At 32.8% G+C, this 19,308-nt stretch carries 18 protein-coding genes; 9 read left to right on the plus strand and 9 right to left on the minus strand.

Annotation, left to right across the window (positions count from 1 at the left end; genetic code table 11):
- Positions 1-19 precede the first annotated feature (19 nt).
- The 8 genes from tilS to Q0663_RS02605 all read right to left on the minus strand — a co-directional run bounded on the left by tilS (position 20) and on the right by Q0663_RS02605 (position 10,884).
- Positions 20-1,333, minus strand: coding sequence for a tRNA lysidine(34) synthetase TilS (gene tilS, locus Q0663_RS02570; protein ID WP_299005829.1), 1,314 nt, complete (start codon positions 1,331-1,333; stop codon positions 20-22).
- A 15-nt stretch (positions 1,334-1,348) separates the two neighbouring features.
- On the minus strand, positions 1,349-2,173 hold the full coding sequence (locus Q0663_RS02575) for an alpha/beta hydrolase (RefSeq protein ID WP_299005832.1): 825 nt from the start codon (positions 2,171-2,173) through the stop codon (positions 1,349-1,351).
- Positions 2,173-2,682, minus strand: a complete 510-nt coding sequence (locus tag Q0663_RS02580; protein WP_299005834.1) for a hypothetical protein — start codon at positions 2,680-2,682, stop codon at positions 2,173-2,175. Before Q0663_RS02580 ends, Q0663_RS02575 begins: the two co-directional genes overlap by 1 nt.
- 66 nt (positions 2,683-2,748) lie before the next feature.
- A complete protein-coding gene (pabB, locus tag Q0663_RS02585; RefSeq protein WP_299005836.1) occupies positions 2,749-4,065 on the minus strand; it encodes an aminodeoxychorismate synthase component I in 1,317 nt (438 codons plus the stop codon).
- A 67-nt stretch (positions 4,066-4,132) separates the two neighbouring features.
- A complete protein-coding gene (locus Q0663_RS02590) occupies positions 4,133-6,571 on the minus strand; it encodes a sodium-translocating pyrophosphatase (RefSeq protein WP_299005838.1) in 2,439 nt (812 codons plus the stop codon).
- A gap of 119 nt (positions 6,572-6,690) precedes the next feature.
- Entirely contained in the window at positions 6,691-7,218 is a 528-nt protein-coding gene (locus Q0663_RS02595; protein WP_299005841.1) for an inorganic diphosphatase, read from the minus strand.
- Between the two features lie 103 nt (positions 7,219-7,321).
- A complete protein-coding gene (locus Q0663_RS02600) occupies positions 7,322-9,829 on the minus strand; it encodes a DUF5686 family protein (protein WP_299005845.1) in 2,508 nt (835 codons plus the stop codon).
- Positions 9,830-9,903: 74 nt separating this feature from the next.
- Positions 9,904-10,884 (minus strand): pyruvate dehydrogenase complex E1 component subunit beta, encoded by a 981-nt coding sequence (locus tag Q0663_RS02605; RefSeq protein ID WP_299005848.1) that lies wholly within the window; start codon positions 10,882-10,884, stop codon positions 9,904-9,906.
- A gap of 215 nt (positions 10,885-11,099) precedes the next feature.
- On the opposite strand from Q0663_RS02605, the gene Q0663_RS02610 reads away from it, so the two are divergent.
- The 9 genes from Q0663_RS02610 (at position 11,100) to Q0663_RS02650 (ending at position 18,935) form a co-directional block, all read left to right on the plus strand.
- Positions 11,100-11,840, plus strand: a complete 741-nt coding sequence (locus tag Q0663_RS02610) for an electron transfer flavoprotein subunit beta/FixA family protein (protein ID WP_099215631.1) — start codon at positions 11,100-11,102, stop codon at positions 11,838-11,840.
- 101 nt (positions 11,841-11,941) lie between these two features.
- Complete coding sequence (locus tag Q0663_RS02615; RefSeq protein ID WP_299005853.1) at positions 11,942-12,895, plus strand: electron transfer flavoprotein subunit alpha/FixB family protein; 954 nt, start codon at positions 11,942-11,944, stop codon at positions 12,893-12,895.
- A gap of 148 nt (positions 12,896-13,043) precedes the next feature.
- The gene (locus tag Q0663_RS02620; RefSeq protein ID WP_299005856.1) at positions 13,044-13,652 is read left to right on the plus strand and encodes a bifunctional nuclease family protein; all 609 of its coding nucleotides are present in this window, start codon (positions 13,044-13,046) and stop codon (positions 13,650-13,652) included.
- 15 nt (positions 13,653-13,667) lie between these two features.
- Positions 13,668-15,413, plus strand: a complete 1,746-nt coding sequence (locus Q0663_RS02625) for a nucleoside transporter C-terminal domain-containing protein (protein WP_299005859.1) — start codon at positions 13,668-13,670, stop codon at positions 15,411-15,413.
- A gap of 133 nt (positions 15,414-15,546) precedes the next feature.
- On the plus strand, positions 15,547-16,371 hold the full coding sequence (locus Q0663_RS02630; RefSeq protein ID WP_299005862.1) for a thymidylate synthase: 825 nt from the start codon (positions 15,547-15,549) through the stop codon (positions 16,369-16,371).
- A 64-nt stretch (positions 16,372-16,435) separates the two neighbouring features.
- Positions 16,436-16,621, plus strand: coding sequence for a hypothetical protein (locus Q0663_RS02635; protein WP_299005864.1), 186 nt, complete (start codon positions 16,436-16,438; stop codon positions 16,619-16,621).
- A gap of 18 nt (positions 16,622-16,639) precedes the next feature.
- Positions 16,640-17,131 carry a dihydrofolate reductase gene (locus tag Q0663_RS02640; RefSeq protein WP_299005867.1) on the plus strand — a complete coding sequence of 164 codons (492 nt, stop codon included), beginning with the start codon at positions 16,640-16,642 and terminating at the stop codon, positions 17,129-17,131.
- 63 nt (positions 17,132-17,194) lie between these two features.
- Positions 17,195-18,088, plus strand: a complete 894-nt coding sequence (gene gldA, locus Q0663_RS02645; protein WP_299005871.1) for a gliding motility-associated ABC transporter ATP-binding subunit GldA — start codon at positions 17,195-17,197, stop codon at positions 18,086-18,088.
- 4 nt (positions 18,089-18,092) lie between these two features.
- Positions 18,093-18,935: an alpha/beta fold hydrolase gene (locus tag Q0663_RS02650; protein ID WP_299005874.1), complete on the plus strand. Its 843-nt coding sequence runs from the start codon at positions 18,093-18,095 to the stop codon at positions 18,933-18,935.
- 15 nt (positions 18,936-18,950) lie between these two features.
- Here Q0663_RS02650 and Q0663_RS02655 read toward each other — a convergent pair whose 3' ends face one another.
- The gene (locus Q0663_RS02655; protein ID WP_299005877.1) at positions 18,951-19,307 is read right to left on the minus strand and encodes a hypothetical protein; all 357 of its coding nucleotides are present in this window, start codon (positions 19,305-19,307) and stop codon (positions 18,951-18,953) included.
- Position 19,308 lies beyond the last annotated feature (1 nt).

Here is a 19,308-nt window from a genome sequence, read left to right on the forward strand (position 1 = left end):
TGTAGTTTGATGGGGTTAATTAAATACTAATTTGTAATAGTTTGGTCGTTTTTTCTGTTGGTAAAAAGCGTCTGTCTTGTCGTTTTCCTATAATCCAAATAATCTCATTTTTACTAGAACAGAGGAACCAAATTTTATTTTTATTTATAATTGATATTTTCTCGTCTTTAAAATACTTACTTATTTTTTTCTTTCCTAGCATTCCTGTAGGATAAAAAAAATCGCCGGAATTCCAACGTCTAAGCTTTAGGGGATAACTAAGAAGTTCATTATCAACATAAATACTTTTTTGATTAGTATCTGTTTTTTCTTGAACCCTTTTTAGTAACAGCCTAATAGGAACTGTAATTTCTTTGTTTTCCTCCCTAATAGTGTAAACCTCTTCTTTAATAGAGGATTTTTCACTAGTGCGTAAAAGTAATAAAAAATCTCTGTCTTTCAACAAAGTATAAAATTTTGTTAAAATCTGCTTGCCAGATTGTGCATAAATCAAGTTGTAAACATCGTTCCATTCCCTGAATTCATAAGGCTTTAGTAGCTGATAGAGGTATGCTTTTGGGTTGGATAACTTTAACAGTTTTTCAATATTTATTTTTAACAAATCACCCTCTTTTGAAATGATTTCGTAGGTAATGTCCTCTATTTTATCATCAATAATTTGTTGAGATTCTTTTAAATGATCAATTGTTTTATTGAAGTTTTTTAAAACACTAGCATTCAGTTCTTTTAATATAGGTGTAACTTGATGCCGTATTTTATTTCGAAGATATTTGGTTTCCGAATTACTTTCATCTTCACGCCATTCAATATTATTTTGTTTAGCGTAGTTTAAAATTTCCTCGCGAGAAAAAACAAGCAACGGACGAACAATGTTTCCATTAATAGGAGGGATGCCTGTTAGTCCTTCTAACCCTGTGCCTCTAGTAAGGTTGATTAAAAAAGTTTCTAAATTATCATCAGCATGATGAGCTGTAAGTAAGTGTTCGAAAGAATATTCTTTACTTAATTTATCAAACCAATTGTAGCGGAGTTCTCTCGCAGCTAATTGTGTTGATAGTTTATTACTGTCAGCATATTCATTCGTGTCAAAACGGGTTACATAGGTGTTAATCCCTAGTTTTTTTCCTAAGTTTTTAACAAATTCTTCATCTTTATCACTTTCTTTTCCTCTTAGTTGAAAGTTACAATGTGCTAAGGAAATGTCAAAGTTAAGTTGATGTAATAAATGTGTTAGTACTACGCTGTCAACTCCACCAGAAATAGCGATGAGCAGTTTTTTACTTTTAAAAAAAGGAAAATGTTCGTCAATATGTTTAGCTAATTCTTGGAGCATAAAAACTGTAGGTAACTATTGTAATTGAGTGTTTAACCAGTTTACTACGTCTTGCAGCATTTCTTCTTTACACAAGTCATTTTGTAACTCATGATATCCGCCTTCGTATAATTTTAAGCTAGCTTTCGAGCTATTGTTGGCAAAAGCTTCTGTTCCTTTATAATCAATAATTTTATCACCAGTACCGTGTAGTAATAACATAGGTGTTTTTAAGGAACTAGCATTTTCAATAGCCCATTCACCAGCATCAATAAAAGATAACGAGAAATTAGGACTCACTTTATCATGCACCAATGGATCATCAATATACTTTTGAACTTCAACAGGATCTCGAGATACATCATTAACATCTAACTCATTGCCTAAAGTTATTGAAGGAGCAATTTTTTGCATAATTTTTCCTAGTGATAGTTTCCAAGCGGGCGGCTCAAAAGCCAAACGTAAAAAAGGACTGGTAGCTATAACTCCGTTTAGATGGTGTTTTTCTCTAAGCGTGTAATTAATTACAGTGTTACCTCCCATAGAATGCCCATATAAAAAGGTAGGTTTGTCGCCAAAAACCTCTTTAGCTTTGTCAATTAGTTTGGTTACACTTTTTAAAACATAATTGTAACCTGGGTTATGTCCTCTTTTTCCTGTTGTTTTTCCATGTCCGAAGTGATCAAAAGCAATTACACCAAAATTGTTGTCGGTTAGTTTTTTTGCAACATGTTCATACCTTCCAGAATGTTCTCCCATTCCGTGAACAATTACCACTATGGCTTTTACAGTTTCTGGTTGCCAATACTGACCAAAAAACTCAGTTTTATGAAAATTGAATGTGAATGTATGGTGTGTCATTAGTCTCTTGTAATGTTTCCGTTTTCTAAAATATTAAAAATAATAGTAGAAGGAGCGTCAGAAATATATTCAACTAATTCAATACTATTTTTATTAAGAGTAGAGGTGGTTTTTAACATTCCTTCTGCAATTTCATCATAAGCTAGTACTTGACTGTTAATTATATTGAATTGCTTATCGTAAGTTACTAGCATTGAAATAAGCTCGCTGTTGTTTGGGTAAAAGTAATAAACAACCGATTGGAAATTTTCTGATAACTCTGGAAGATACGAAACACCTATTTTACTTTCTTCAGTTAATTGATCATCAAAAATTGAAGGTAATTTTAAAAGCTCTTGTTGTGATTTGGTTAATAGTTTTCCTTCTGCATGATTGCTAAAGTTTGTACTGTCAACTAAAGGAACCGTTTTAGTAGGATACTCATTTAAAAATGAATATTTGTTTGATTTACAAGAAGCAGCTGTAACAATAACAGCGATAAAAAGAAAAATTTTAAAGGTGTTTTTCATCTCTTTATTTTTTTAATAGATTTTTGATTGCAAAATACAAGTTACGAGTATTTGCTATAAATATAGTTAACTTTTGTTAGTATGCGTTAAAACATACTTCATAGCCTTTGCTTTTAGCAAACATTCTTCGTATTCTTTTTCTGGAGTAGACTTTGCAGTAATGGCACCACCTACTGAATAGGAAACGTATTTGTTTTCTGAATTGTATAAAATACTTCGGATAACTACGTTAAAATCGAAGTCGCCATTTGGAGTAAAATAGCCGACGGTTCCAGAGTATAGGCCACGTTTGGTTTCTTCTAACTCTTCAATAATTTTCATGGCTGAAATTTTTGGAGCCCCGGTCATACTGCCCATGGGGAAGGTGTCTTTAATTACATCAACTGGGTGTGTTGTGTTTTTAATTTCTGAAACTACAGTAGAAATCATTTGATGTACTTGCTTAAACGAATATACTTTACATAGTTCTTCTACTTGGACACTTCCTTTTTTAGCAGTTCTTGATAAGTCGTTACGAACTAAATCTACAATCATAATATTTTCTGACCGTTCTTTTTCATCGCGGGCTAAATCAAAAGCTATTTTTTCATCTTCAATCGGGTCAATCAAACGTTTTGCAGTTCCTTTTATAGGTTGCGAAATAATTTTAGAATCTTCTTTTCTAATATATCGTTCGGGAGTTGCAGATAGTAAGTAATGATTATCGTTTCTGAAAAAAGTAGCAAATGGAGGTTCCGATATTTTGTTTAATTGTGTGTATACTTTATATGGATTTATAACTGTGTTTTCTGCATAGAATTCTTGACAGAAGTTAGCTTCATAAATATCTCCTCTATGTATATGTTCTAATACTTTTTCTACTTTTTGATGGTATTCATCTTTATGAATACGGAGCTTTATTTTTACTTCATCAGTTTCCTCTTGTTGATAATTATCAATAGAAGGGTTCGTTTTAATTATATCTTCAAAATCTTCTTCTAATTCATCATCAATCATTTGTAAGTAATGAAACTCAACAGTATTTCCTTTGATGAAAATTAATTTTTGAGGTTGAAAAAAATATAAATCAGGAAAATGAAGTCCGTCAAAATTCTTAGAAGTTAGTTTTTCTACATCATTTTTAACATCATAACTAATGTAGCCAAAGATGTAGTCTTTGGTGAAAGATTGATATTCTTTAAGTTTGTCAAAAGCGTTGTGATAATCTGTTTTAATAGAAGTAAATTCTTCTACAGCTAAAGCACAATCGAAAGAGCTATATTGTTGCTCGTAATTGTTAGAGTCTAGCCAAATAGCTGTTTCAAATTGTTTAGCCCAAACAAACAGTTTTTGTTTGAAGAGCTCAGGGGTGTCTATAGAAAAAATACGGACGGTTCTTGACATCGCCACAAAAATAAGAAACCCGATAGAAATACTGCTATCGGGTTTAGGTTTTATATGCTTTTAAGGATTATTCTTTTTTTGAGTTTTCGTAGGCTTTTATTTTCTTTTCAACTTCCTCTAAAATACCTTCAAAAGTTTTTTCTTCAGTCGTTTCTTCACCGTTTTTAATAATTGTATTAGTAATAGTAGCTTTAGCTGTACCATCATCATTCTTTTCAATGTTTACTTTAACGATGTTTTCTAATTTGTTTTCTGTAGTAAAATCAGCATCTGTAGAAAGTTTTATTTCGTGTTGTTCACCATTTTTGTCAATCCAAACTTTAATATCTTCTGTCTTTTCATGTGTTTCAGAAGAAGTATGTCCGCCTGATATTGGAGCAATAACTAAACCAACTAAACACGTAAGTTTAATTAAAATATTCATTGATGGTCCAGAAGTGTCTTTAAAAGGATCTCCAACAGTATCTCCTGTAACAGCGGCTTTATGTGCGTCTGAACCTTTGTAAGTCATTTCTCCGTTTATTTCAACACCTGCTTCAAAAGATTTTTTTGCATTATCCCAAGCACCACCAGCATTATTTTGAAAAATAGCCCACATAACACCCGATACACAAACACCAGCCATATAACCACCTAAAGGTTCAGGGCCAAAAGCTAACCCGATAATAATAGGTGTGATGATGGTTATTAATCCTGGTAAAATCATTTCCTTTAAAGCAGCTTTGGTTGAGATATCTACACACTTTGCGTATTCTGGAGTGCCTGTACCTTCCATGATTCCTGGAATTTCTTTAAACTGACGACGTACTTCGTGTACCATTTCCATAGCTGCTTTCCCTACAGATTGCATTGCTAATGCTGAAAATATTACAGGAATCATTCCTCCAACAAAAAGCATAGCTAATACATCGGCTTTAAAAATGTTTATTCCGTCAATTCCTGTAAAAGTAACATAGGCAGCAAATAATGCTAAAGCAGTTAAGGCAGCAGAAGCTATGGCAAAACCTTTACCAACCGCAGCAGTTGTGTTTCCAACAGAATCTAATATATCAGTACGTTCACGAACGTGATCTTCTAACTCACTCATTTCAGCAACTCCACCAGCATTGTCAGCAATAGGTCCGAAAGCATCAATAGCCAATTGCATTGCAGTAGTTGCCATCATTGCTGAAGCTGCTAAAGCAACTCCATAAAATCCTGCAAAGTAATACGAACCATAAATTGCAGCTGCAAATAATAAAACAGATAAGAAAGTAGACTTCATACCTACCGCTAAACCAGCAATGATGTTGGTTCCTGCGCCAGTAGCACTGTTTTGAACGATGTCCAGTACAGGTTTTTTACCTAAGCTAGTGTAGTAAGAAGTTACCATAGAAATTAAGGCTCCAACCGCTAAACCGATACAAGCAGCCCAGAATACATTTATAGAAGAAACTTCTTGAATGCCTTCACCAAAGAAATTCATGCGCATGGTTTCAGGTAACATCCATTTAATTAAAAAGAAACTTGCTGCTAAAGTTAATATAATAGCTGTCCAGTTACCAGTATCTAATGCTTTTTGAACTTGAGCTTCTTTTGCAGAGTTATCTTTAATTCCGACAAAAAAAGTTCCAATAATGGAAGCCACAATACCAACGCCAGCAATTACTAATGGAAGTAATATTGGTCCCATTCCGTTAAATGCATCAGAAAATGCAGAATCTATCGACATATCTCTAATAACATAGTTTCCAAGTACCATGGCTGCTAATACTGTTGCTACATATGAACCGAATAAATCGGCTCCCATACCTGCAACGTCACCTACATTATCACCTACATTATCTGCAATGGTAGCGGGGTTACGTGGATCGTCTTCAGGAATTCCTGCTTCTACTTTTCCAACCAAATCAGCTCCTACGTCGGCAGCCTTGGTGTAAATACCACCACCTACACGAGCAAACAAAGCAATTGATTCAGCTCCTAGAGAAAATCCTGCTAAAGCTTCTAAAACAACTGTCATTTCATTGTAAAAATTTCCTCCTTCAGTAATAAATAGACCAATAAAAATAAGAAAGAATAAACTTAATCCTAGTACAGCTAAACCAGCAACTCCAAGACCCATTACGGTTCCTCCTCCAAAAGACACTTTTAAAGCTTGTGGTAAACTGGTTTTGGCAGCTTCTGCTGTTCTTGCATTAGCGTCAGTTGCAATTCGCATTCCTATGTTACCAGCTAAGGCAGAGAAAATTGCCCCTATGATAAAGGCAGGAACAATCATTATACTTGTGGTTTCTACTAATTGTGAAATGCCGAATAGCGCTAGTGATGCTATAATTACGAAGATTAATAACAATCGATATTCAGCAGTTAAAAAAGCAAGGGCTCCTTCTTTAATACTTTTAGAAATAGCTTTCATTTTATCATTTCCTGCATCTTGCTTTCTAACCCAGACCATTTTTGTGTACATAAAAATGAGTCCTAAAAGTGCCAAAATAATAGGCATATATATCATGTTTTGTTTCATGTTATTGTTATTTGATTAGTTATAAGTGTTCGTAAATATAACAAAATCAATAACTAAACAAAAAACCTCTCAGTTGTAACTGAGAGGTTTTTTGTTTTATATAGGATAATTTTTACAGATTAAATCTTGAAATTTCCATTAGCTTTATGTTCGCTATTTTCATAACGCTCTAAACACTTGTCTAAAATTTCGTAAGCTTCATCTGAATTACCCCAATCACCAATATCTACTTTCTTTTTTTCTAAGTCTTTGTAAACTTGGAAGAAGTGAGTGATTTCTTGTTGACGGTGTGGGTTTAAGTCAGATAAATCATTGTATTTGTTCCAGATTGGATCAGATACTGGTACACAAACGATTTTTTCATCTGGACCTTTTTCGTCTGCCATATGGAAAACACCAATAGGCTTTACTTCCATAACACACATTGGGAAAGTTGGTTCTGCTCCTAAAACTAATACGTCTAATGGGTCTCCGTCTAATGCTAAAGTTTGAGGAATAAACCCATAGTCTCCAGGATACATCATTGACGAGAATAACATTCTGTCAAAACGAATTTTTCCTAAATCAAAATCGTATTCGTATTTGTTTCTACTTCCTTTTGGTATTTCAATTAAAACATCAACTGTTTTTCTTTCTTTTGCGGTCATATATTCTTAACTTTTCTTCGTTTTCTAAAATCGGTTTGCAAAAGTAACGATTTATTACTTTTTTTTAAGAAAAAACTGGTTTATTTTATGGTTAATTGTATGATTATAAGCCAGGTTTAATTCCTATACGAATAGCAAACTTAGGGGTTGGAGCAACTGTAGAACCTGCTGGAGGTGTGTAATTGCTTCTCCAAATAGCGTCAATTCTCAGAAAACGTAAGTTACCGTAACCTATATTTTCTAGACCAAAACCATACTCATAATACATCTTATTCGGAGCATTGTAATTTATGTTTCCAGCATTTATAGCCCTGTTCTTTGCTGAAACTGTTCCGTAAGCTGCTCTAAAAGTGATTAAGCTACGTAGCTTTAGTTTGTTTACTAATGGGATTCTATTTAATATGTATCCATTAAAGTGATGTTCAAAATGTCCTGCTAAATACTCATCAGTAACAAAATCGTAATAATTTAGTAAGGTAAAAGTATCTTTCACTAAAGAAAAAGATTGGTTAGCAGGTACCGGACTTAATAAAGCGATTGGTACATTTCCGAAAGTTTTTCCAGCTTCAAAAGTAGCGTCTAAAATCCCGAATTTACTTAGTAAAATAGGTTGGTTGTACTTGAATTGAATTTTGTCATAGTTGTGTGTACCGTTGAAAACATCTTTGTATCCTTTGCGGTAGTTTAAAACCAAGGTTGGAAAAACATTTTTCCCAAAACGTCTTTCTACTCCTAAACCATACACAAATCTACCTGGAGTATAAGTAAGGTAAACATCAGAAGCTACATCTGTTAATTTTGATTGAATATCTCCGTTTTCGTCAATATAATCCATAGAGAAATATCGTTCGTCAGCAGAAGAAATTTTTGCATGAGAAAGGTTTATTCCAAAATGTAAATTTTGTTGAATTTGATAATCAAAATTTGTAGCAATCTTTTCTACATTGGATAAAAAGTAGTTGTCGCCTCTAGAAAATACAGCAGCCGTACCAAAGCTTCTACCTAAAAGTTGGGTAGTGTTTAATAAAGAGCTTCCTAATTGTTCAATATCTTTTTGATATGCAACACCAACAGAGATTCTTGGTTTGTAAGATAGAAGATAGCGGCCTTCAGCAGCATATTTTATTTTTTTATCTTTAAAACCGTAGGCAACATGACCTGTTAAACGAAATCGATCATCTTTAGTAACAAAAGTTCTAAAGCCTAATTTGGTTCTAAAACCTTCAACTTGGTTGTTGGCAAAAATAGTCCATAAAGGACCAATTTGAAAACCTAAATTGGTGTTTAGGTATCCGCTAGAGACCGTATTAATAAGTCCCGTGATGTTTTTTATTTGCTTTTTCTTTTTAACGTTTTTAATTAATTCATACGTTTTTTTGCTTTCATCACTCTGAATAGATTCCCAGTATGTGTCTTCTTTTTCATACTGATTAGGTCTTATTTTTTCAATTTTTTCTTTGTAGAAATTTTCAGAAAGAGGTTTGTTTAAAATGTAGTTTTCAAACGTAATGTTTTTCTTAATCGTTAAACCTTTATTACTGTCATTTTTATCAATAAAAGTAAAATCTCCTTCGTAAGCATTTTTAGTAGGAATGTAAATACTATCGTTTCTAACTTCGAATTCTTTTTCAAAAGTTAACCCTCTTACAAAGTTTAGGTTGATACTTTTATGGACTTTCATTTTTAGCTTTTTTATAGAAAAGCTTTTGTCTGCAATCCATAAATTTCCTTGAAATGCTAAATCACCATCTCTTCTAGGAAAGAAGTAGATATTGTATAATTTTTGGTTGTTGTCAACAATACTATCGTATAAAACATAATCGTAAGTAGAAAAACCATCTGTAGATAGTGGGCTTACAAATGACTTGCGTAATAACGTGATGTCATTTTGAAACACATCAATATTTTGAAAAGTGTTCGCCATCCTATCAAAAACAAATCCTTGAGCGTTTAATCCTTCCGATTTTTCAGCTTCAATATCTTCTCTAACAGTATTATTTAGGTTATTTCCGTATATGTTAGAAACTTGTTCTTTTATAAATATAGGAATGTAATAGTTAACCCCGTCACTATCATATTGGACCTCGTTAATTGCTTGTTTGTATTCTTTCTTAAATATTTTTTTTAAAAAAACTGTATCCAAGTTGTTTAACCCTATTTCTGTTGAGGTGTTTTTTTTGTATTGATAGTAGTTCGCTAAGCTAAGTCCGTTTTTTCTTTTACGTTTCCAGACTTCTTTTAGAATTTTATAAGCAGGGTTTTCTTTCTTTTTTAAACGAATTTTAGGCTTAGTTACAATAACTACTTCATCTAACTGATTACTCTCTTCTTTTAAAGTAATATTTAAGAAGCTTGTTTTTTGGTTGATTTCTATTGAGTGCTTCTGAAAACCTACAAATGAAATTTCTAGAGTTCCTCTATTTTTTTGAGTTTTTAAATAGAATTTACCATTATCATCGGTGGTTGTACCAAAAGTGGTGTTTTTTAAAACTACATTAACAAAAGGTAAGGGATTGTTAAATTCATCAACAACTTTTCCTTGTAGTGTTATTTGAGCGCTTAAATAACTGGTTGTTAGTAGTAATAGTAGAGTTAGCAGATTTTTCATCATTTTTTTTACTACAAAATCCTTTTGACCAAAGTCAAAAGGATTTTAATTTATTTTTCAATTTCTTTTTTCTTCAATTATTTGCGGTACATTACCTCTTTTACGGCTGATACAACATCGTTTGCATTAGGCAACCATTCTTCCAATAATACTGGAGAATATGGAGCAGGAGCATCGGCAGTTGTAATTCTTTTAATAGGAGCATCTAAGTAATCAAATGCCTCGTCTTGTATTCTAAATGTAATTTCTGATGAAACACTTCCAAATGGCCATGCTTCTTCTAATATTACCAATCTATTAGTTTTTTTAACAGATTCTAAAATAGTTTTATGATCCATTGGACGAACCGTACGTAAATCAATAACTTCAACTGAAATTCCTTCTTTAGCTAATTCGTCAGCAGCTTTGTATGCTTCTTTAATAATTTTACCAAAAGAGACTACCGTAACATCGGTACCTTCTCTTTTAATGTCAGCAACTCCAATAGGGATGATATATTCTCCTTCAGGAATTTCCATTTTATCGCCATACATTTGTTCAGACTCCATAAAAATAACTGGATCATCATCTCGTATAGCAGCTTTTAATAAACCTTTTGCGTCGTATGGATTAGAAGGAACAATTACTTTTAATCCTGGGCAGTTAGCGTACCAGCTTTCAAAAGCTTGTGAGTGTGTTGCTGCTAATTGACCTGCAGAGGCTGTAGGTCCACGGAAAACAATAGGGCAGTTAAATTGTCCACCACTCATTTGACGGATTTTTGCAGCATTGTTAATAATTTGGTCAATTCCTACTAAAGAGAAATTAAAAGTCATATACTCAACAATAGGGCGGTTACCGTTCATTGCTGATCCTACAGCAATACCACCAAAGCCTAGTTCGGCAATAGGAGCATCAATAACACGTTTGTCACCAAACTCGTCTAGCATTCCTTTACTGGCTTTATATGCTCCGTTATACTCAGCAACTTCTTCACCGATTAAATAAATGCTTTCATCTCTACGCATTTCTTCGCTCATTGCTTCGCAAACGGCTTCTCTAAATTGTACTGTTTTCATACGTTTTATAAGTAGTTGTTTATCAAGAGTGCAAAAATAATAAAAATAGGGGTAATATTGTAGTTTTAAAAACAACAAATGATTATGTAATAATAATACCTTAATTTTGAGACTGATTAATGTTAAGGAAAAAATTTATTATGCGCGCATAATAAATTAAAAAAAATCCTTAACTTCGTGGCATAAAATTAAGTTTCTTTAAAACAACGATATATATGAAAATATTAGTTTGTATCAGTCATGTACCTGATACTACTTCAAAAATCAACTTTACTGATAACGATACAAAGTTTGATACTAACGGGGTTCAATATGTTATTAATCCATACGACGAGTTTAGCTTAACTCGTGCCATGTGGTTTAAAGAAAAGCAAGGAGCGAGTGTAACTGTAGTAAATGTTGGAGGAGCTTCTACAGAGCCTACTTTACGTAAAGCGTTAGCAATTGGAGCAGATGATGCAATTCGTGTAAACGCTGAACCAACTGACGGTTTTATGGTAGCTAAAGAATTAGCTGAAGTTGTTAAAAATGGAGGATATGATTTAGTATTAGCAGGAAAAGAATCTGCTGACTATAACGGACAAATGGTTCCTGGAATGTTAGCCTCTTTGTTAGATTTTAACTTTGTTAATGGTTGCGTTGGTGTAGAGGTAGATGGAACAAATGCTACTTTAGATAGAGAGATTGACGGAGGAGAAGAAAAAGTGTCTTCAACATTACCAATGGTAATTGCAGGTCAAAAAGGAATTGTAGAAGAAAAAGATTTACGTATTCCTAATATGAGAGGTATTATGATGGCGCGTAAAAAGCCATTAAGTGTAGTTGAACCAACTGGTGCAGCAGCAGCGACAGCAACTCAAAACTTTGAAAAACCAGCACCAAAAGGAGCTGTTAAGTTAGTTGATAATGTTGATGATTTAATTGATTTATTACATAACGAAGCAAAAGTAATTTAATCAGTTGAACTGTTTTAATAGAGTTTAAAAGAAAGAATAAAAATACTTGTTAGTGTTTAATGATTAAAAACTAACCACTAACGACTAAAAAATAAATAAATATGTCTGTATTAGTTTTTGCCGATTCATCGGAAGGAAAATTCAAAAAAACAGCTTTTGAAGTTGTTTCATACGGAAAAAAAGTAGCAGAACAATTAGGAAGCGACTTAGTAGTGTTAACTATTAATGGAGGTGATGCTTCTGAATTATATACTTACGGAACAGAGAAAGTAGTAGAGGTAAAGAATGACTTATCTTCATTCAATGCTAAAGCATATGCTTCAATTATTAAACAAGTAGCAGAAGCAAAAGGAGCTAACACGGTAATTATTGACTCAAGTGTTGATGGATTAACTGTAGGGCCATTAGTAGCTGTAGCTTTAGAAGCAGGATATGCTTCAAATGCAGTAGCGTTACCAAGTAGCACAAGTCCTTTTGTTGTTAAGAGAAAAGCATTTTCAAACAAAGGATTCAATAATACTGAAATCTCAACAGAGAAAAAAGTAATAGGTGTTGCTAAAAACTCTTACGGAGCACATGAAAATGCAGTAAGTGGTTCTGCTGAGAGTTTCGATGCTACATTACCTGATTTAGGAGTAAAATCTGAAAATATTAATAGAGCAACTGGTAAAGTTACTATTGCTGATGCTGATATTGTTGTTTCTGCAGGTAGAGGTTTAAAAGGACCTGAAAACTGGGGAATGGTTGAAGAGTTAGCTGATGTTTTAGGTGCTGCAACTGCATGCTCTAAGCCTGTATCTGATTTAGGATGGCGTCCTCATAGCGAACACGTTGGTCAAACTGGTAAGCCTGTAGCTTCAAACTTATACATAGCTATAGGTATTTCAGGTGCAATTCAGCATTTAGCAGGAATTAACGCATCTAAAGTAAAAGTAGTTGTTAACACAGATCCAGAAGCACCTTTCTTTAAAGCTGCTGATTATGGTATTGTTGGTGATGCTTTTGAAGTTGTACCTCAGTTAGTAGAAAAATTAAAAGCTTTTAAACAAGCATAAAATAGTGGTAATTTTTTCTTTTTCTAGAAATTAGAGTTCAACTCATAATTTTTAGTAAATTGTGCCCACTTTAGAAGGCTGTCTAAAATTTTAAGCAAAAGGCCTAAATTTAGACAGTTTTTTTGTATTTTATGATGATTGATTGTACATGAGTTTAATTAAACTAACTATAAAAGGGATTTCGTATAGCCAAACACAAAGTGGGGCATATGCTTTAGTGCTAAGTGAAATGGAGGGAACCAGAACACTTCCTATAATCATAGGAGCGTTTGAGGCACAATCAATAGCAATAGCCTTGGAAAAAGAAATCCGTCCACCAAGACCACTTACTCACGATTTATTTAAAACGTTTTCTGATCGATTCTCTATCACCGTTAAACAAGTAATTATACACAAGTTAGTTGATGGAGTATTTTATTCAAGCTTAATTTGTGAAAGAGAAGGAATAGAAGAGGTTATTGATACAAGAACATCAGATGCTATAGCATTGGCAGTTCGATTTGAAGCTCCAATTTTTACATATGAAAACATTTTAGATAAAGCAGGTATTTATCTAAAAATGGATGAAGAGTTAACAATTGAAGAAGATTTAGAATCTGATGAAGATGAAATCGAGTTTTCAATAGAAGAAGAAGGAAAGGATAATTACTCACACTTATCTTTAGAAGAATTGCACGAACAACTTAACGATGCTGTGGCGAACGAAAATTATGAGTTGGCGGCCAGAATCCGTGATGAAATCAGCAAACGTTCTTAATTAAAATCATTTAAAATGAAGAAACTATTTACTTTCATAATGCTTTGCGTTACGATGATAACTTTTGGTCAAAGCATTGAAAAAAAGTGGAATTTCTCATCAATCACAACAACTGAAGGAGATTCAATTGTTAGGATAAACTCTGCAGATGTTCTTAATCTGTCAGAAGGAAAATTCAACTACTCATTAGTTGATAAAGATAGTTTACAAGCCTCAGGAAACTATATTCACCAAAACAACTTATTAATTTTTAATTACAACCAACCTAACGATACTGTTCGCTATTACAATGTGGTTGAATTAGCAGAAGACGGATTAATACTTTCTGAGAAAAATATGTTGTATAAGTTTACAACAGAGCCAGTAGCAGCTTCAGTTATTGAAGCTGAAGAAGCTGAACAAAAAGTGAGTGAAATAATTCCGAGTCAAGGTTTTTCTTTCCAAAGTTTATGGAGAGGAGCTCTAGGGATGATAACATTACTAATTATTGCTTTTTTATTTAGTGCAAACCGAAGAGGAATAGATTGGAAGACAGTCGGATTAGGATTAGCATTTCAATTGTTAATTGCTATTGGGGTTTTAAAAGTTCCTTTTGTACAAAAAACATTTGAGCTAGTTGGAGGCTTGTTTGTAAGTGTGTTAGACTTTACAAGAGCAGGAAGTGAGTTTTTATTTAGCGGTTTAGTTGCTGATATGGATTCTTTTGGATTCATCTTTGCTTTTCAAGTATTGCCTACGATTATTTTCTTCTCTGCATTAACCTCACTTTTATTTTACCTAGGAGTTATTCAAAAAGTAGTAAAAGGATTGGCATGGTTATTATCTAAAGGATTAAAAATTTCAGGAGCAGAAAGTTTATCTGTGGCAGGAAATATTTTCTTAGGGCAAACCGAAGCGCCTCTATTAATAAAAGCGTACTTAGAAAAAATGAACCGTTCTGAAATCTTATTAGTAATGATAGGAGGAATGGCAACTGTGGCAGGAGCAGTATTAGCAGCGTATATTGGTTTCTTAGGAGGAGATGACGAAGCATTACGTTTATTATATGCAAAGCACTTATTAGCAGCGTCGGTAATGGCAGCACCAGGAGCAATTATTATTTCTAAAATATTATACCCACAAACTGAAAAAGTAAATACAGATGTACAAGTTTCATCAGAAAAAATTGGCTCAAATATTTTAGATGCTATAGCTAATGGAACAACTGAAGGCTTACAATTGGCGATGAATGTTGCAGCAATGTTATTAGTATTTATTGCATTTATAGCCATGATAAATGGTGTTTTAGGTGGAATAGGAGGTTTTGATGGGATTGAATATTTCAGCTGGAAATTTACTTCTTTGAATGAGTTGATTGAAGGAGCTACACCATACGAAGCATTATCATTAGAATTTATTTTAGGATATGCCTTTGCACCTTTAATGTGGTTAATTGGAGTCGCTAAAGAAGATATGGCGTTAATGGGACAATTATTGGGTATTAAATTAGCTGCAAGTGAGTTTGTAGGGTATATTCAATTAGCTGATTTAAAAAATGCAGCGAGCGCTACGCATTTAACCTATAATAAATCAATTATTATGGCAACCTATATGTTGTGCGGTTTTGCCAATTTTGCTTCTATAGGAATTCAAATTGGAGGTATTGGTTCATTAGCACCAGGTCAACGTAAAAATTTATCTGAATTTGGAATGAAAGCATTAATAGGAGGTACAATTGCTTCATTAATGTCTGCAACTATTGCGGGAATGATTATCGGCTAGTGACGATTATTAGAGACAAAAAAGTTAATAACTTATTAATATAATTTTAAAGAGCATCTGCATTTTGTGTAGATGCTTTTTTATTTTTACCTTGATTAATTAACATGAAAGTTTAACGATTAAACGGAGAAGGATGAAGCAGTATTTAGATTTAGTACAACACGTTTTAGACAACGGAAACGAAAAAGGAGATAGGACAGGAACAGGGACCAAGAGTGTTTTTGGTTATCAAATGCGATTTGATTTAAGTGAAGGTTTTCCGATGGTAACGACCAAGAAGCTACATTTAAAATCGATTATTTATGAACTATTGTGGTTTATAAAAGGTGATACTAATGTTAAATACCTTCAGGAAAATGGTGTTCGTATTTGGAATGAATGGGCAGATGAAAATGGCGATTTAGGTCCAGTCTATGGTCATCAATGGCGTAATTGGAATAGTGATGAAATAGATCAATTAAAAGAAGTAATAGAAACACTAAAAACGAATCCAAATAGCCGTAGGATGTTGGTTTCTGCTTGGAATCCGTCAGTGTTACCAGATACTTCTAAATCGTTTGCAGAAAACGTAGCGAATGGGAAAGCAGCGCTTCCACCATGTCATGCTTTTTTTCAGTTTTATGTAGCTGATGGAAAATTATCATGTCAACTGTATCAGCGTAGCGCGGATATCTTTTTAGGAGTTCCGTTTAATATTGCATCATATGCATTGTTTACCATGATGGTAGCTCAAGTTTGTGGTTATGAAGCTGGAGAGTTTATTCATACTTTTGGAGATGCACATATTTATAATAACCATCTGGATCAATTGGAATTACAACTATCTCGTGATCCAAGACCATTGCCAAAGATGACAATTAATCCTAAAATAAAGAATATTGAAGATTTTACTTTTGACGATTTTGAGTTGATTGATTATAACCCGCATCCTCATATCAAAGGAATTGTAGCTGTATAATTTAACTTTATTTTTTGTAGTTTGTTTAGTAAATTTGTAGGAAACCAGCTAAAATCTATAAAAAATGACCACAGATATCGATACTTTAAAGGACGCTCTCTATGAAAAAATAGCCGATATACAAGATGAAAATGTGTTAAAAGCTATTAATACCTTGGTTGATAATATCAAAAATGAGGCTTTTGAAGAAGCGAGTACCGAAAAGATTGATCTTACAGGATATATAAAAGAATGGGTTAAAAATATGTAAACCCTTAAAGTAAAATTTATGATTACACTTATTGCTGCCATTGCAAAAAATAATGCTTTAGGAAAAGATAACGACTTAATTTGGCATTTACCAGCCGACCTAAAAAGGTTTAAACAAATTACATCAGGTCATCATATTTTAATGGGGCGTAATACTTTTGAAAGTATTGGTAAACCATTACCAAATCGTACCTCTGTTATTATTACTAGAAATAACGATTACTTTAAAGATGGATGTTTAATAGCAAATAATATTGAACATGCAATTGAACTTACGGAAGGAAATAATGCATTCATCCTAGGAGGTGCTCAAATTTATAAGCAAGCTTTAGAACAAGACTTAGTAGATCGTTTGGATATTACTATTGTGCATCACGAATTTGAAGCAGATGCTTTTTTTCCAGAGATAGATAAAACTGTTTGGAAAGAAGTAGCTAGAGAAGATTTTAAAGCAGATGAGAAAAATAAATACGATTACAGTTTCGTTTCTTACGAAAAGAGAAAAGATTAAGGATATAAGGTTAAAGTAAATAAACCTTGAATCTTTTATCTAAAAATCCATCAATCTAAAAGTATGTCAATACAACTTACAGGAATATCAAAAACTTACGGAACACAAAAAGCAGTAAATACTATTTCTTTTGAAGCAAACAAAGGAGAAATTGTTGGGTTTTTGGGTCCAAATGGAGCAGGAAAATCAACTACGATGAAAATCTTAACAGGTTTTATTCAGCCATCAGCAGGAAGTGTTTTGGTAAGTGGTATAGATGTAATTACAAATCCTATCGAAGCTCAAAAAAAGATAGGGTATTTACCAGAGCATAATCCGTTGTATTTAGATATGTATGTTAAGGAATACTTACAATTTCAGGCATCTTTACATAAAATTGATAAGGCAAAAGTTGCAGAGGTGATTGAACAAGTAGGCTTATCTGTAGAAGCGCACAAAAAAATCAATCAATTATCTAAAGGATACCGTCAACGTGTAGGATTGGCAGCAGCTATTTTACATAATCCAGAAGTGTTGATTTTAGATGAACCTACCACGGGGTTAGATCCTAATCAACTGGTTGAAATTCGTGAATTAATAAAAGAGTTAGGAAAAGATAAAACAGTATTGCTATCTACGCACATTATGCAAGAAGTAGAGGCAGTTTGTGATCGCGTTATTATTATTAATAAAGGAGAAATAGTAATTGACAAGCCGATATCCGAATTAAAAACAGACACAGAACAAGTGATACGAGTAACGTTTGATTACAAATTAGAAGAACAGTTTATCAAACGATTACCGAATATTAAAACCTTTAAAAATACCTTAGAAAACAACTGGGTTTTAACCTTTGACACTTCAGAAGATATGCGTCCAGTAATTTTCGATTTTGCTCAAGAAAATGGGCTTAAAATCTTAGGACTAAATACCGAGAATAAAAACTTAGAGAGTTTGTTTAGAGAATTAACCAATTAATCCTATGAACATCCAAAAAAATATAGTTTTAAAAAGAGTTGATAAGAAACCGATTTTGATTGATGTGTTTTTTTTGGAAGAATTTATCAATCAGCCAGTAGTTGTTTTTTGTCACGGTTATAAAGGTTTTAAAGATTGGGGTGCTTGGAACTTAATGGCTGAAACTATAGCCAAAGCAGGATGTTGTTTTGTAAAGTTTAATTTTTCTCACAACGGAGGTGCTATTGATAACCCTATTGATTTTACAGATTTAGAAGCTTTCGGAAATAATAATTACACAAAAGAACTTAATGATCTAAATGATGTTTTAGGTTGGGTGCAATCTTATTTTAAAAGCAATAAAAATGTAGATGCAGATATTATCAATTTAATAGGTCATAGTCGTGGAGGTGGTATTGCTATTATCAAAGCTTCTGAAGACTCTAGAGTTTCAAAGCTTATTACGTTAGCAAGCATAAGTGACTTTGGAAAAAGAACAGCTACAATTGGTGATTTAGAAGAATGGAAAAGAAATGGAGTAAAGTATGTTGTTAACGGAAGAACTAAGCAACTAATGCCTCATTATTACCAGTTTTATGAAGATTTCAAAGTCAATGAAAACCGACTTCATATCAAATCAGCAGTAGAGAAACTAACGATTCCGTACTTAATTATTCATGGAGATAGTGATACTTCTGTTTCACTTAATGAAGCGAAAGAACTTTATGATTGGAATTCTAATAATGAATTAAAAATTATTCCGGAAGCTGACCATGTGTTTAATGTTAAGCATCCTTGGGAGCAATCAAAATTATCAAAAGAATTAGCAAGTGTAGTAGAGGAGGTTTTATTGTTTTTTAATAAATAAATTCAATTAAAAATGTTAGCTGGAAAAATTCTTTTTAAACCATACCTTTTTCCAGATTCTTTTTAGAATTAAGAACGTAATATTTTCAATATACCTATCAATATCGTTAGATTCAGTAATTTGTGAGTCTTTTTCAGAAACATCAATACGATACAAAAGATTGGTATACGAACTAAAATCATGTAATACAAGTTCTTTAATTGATTTCTGGAGTTCTTTTTTTAATTCTAAAGGAGTATTATTTTCAGAAAAAGTTAAATCAATTCCAGTTAAACTAAAATCTTTGTTAAGTTGAATTATGAGCTGTTTATATAACTTTTGATTGACTACATTTGTTAATAAATCGATACTGTTTATATAACTAGGTAGCATT

It is taken from the genome of uncultured Tenacibaculum sp. (genome assembly GCF_947504135.1).
Lineage (GTDB): Bacteria > Bacteroidota > Bacteroidia > Flavobacteriales > Flavobacteriaceae > Polaribacter.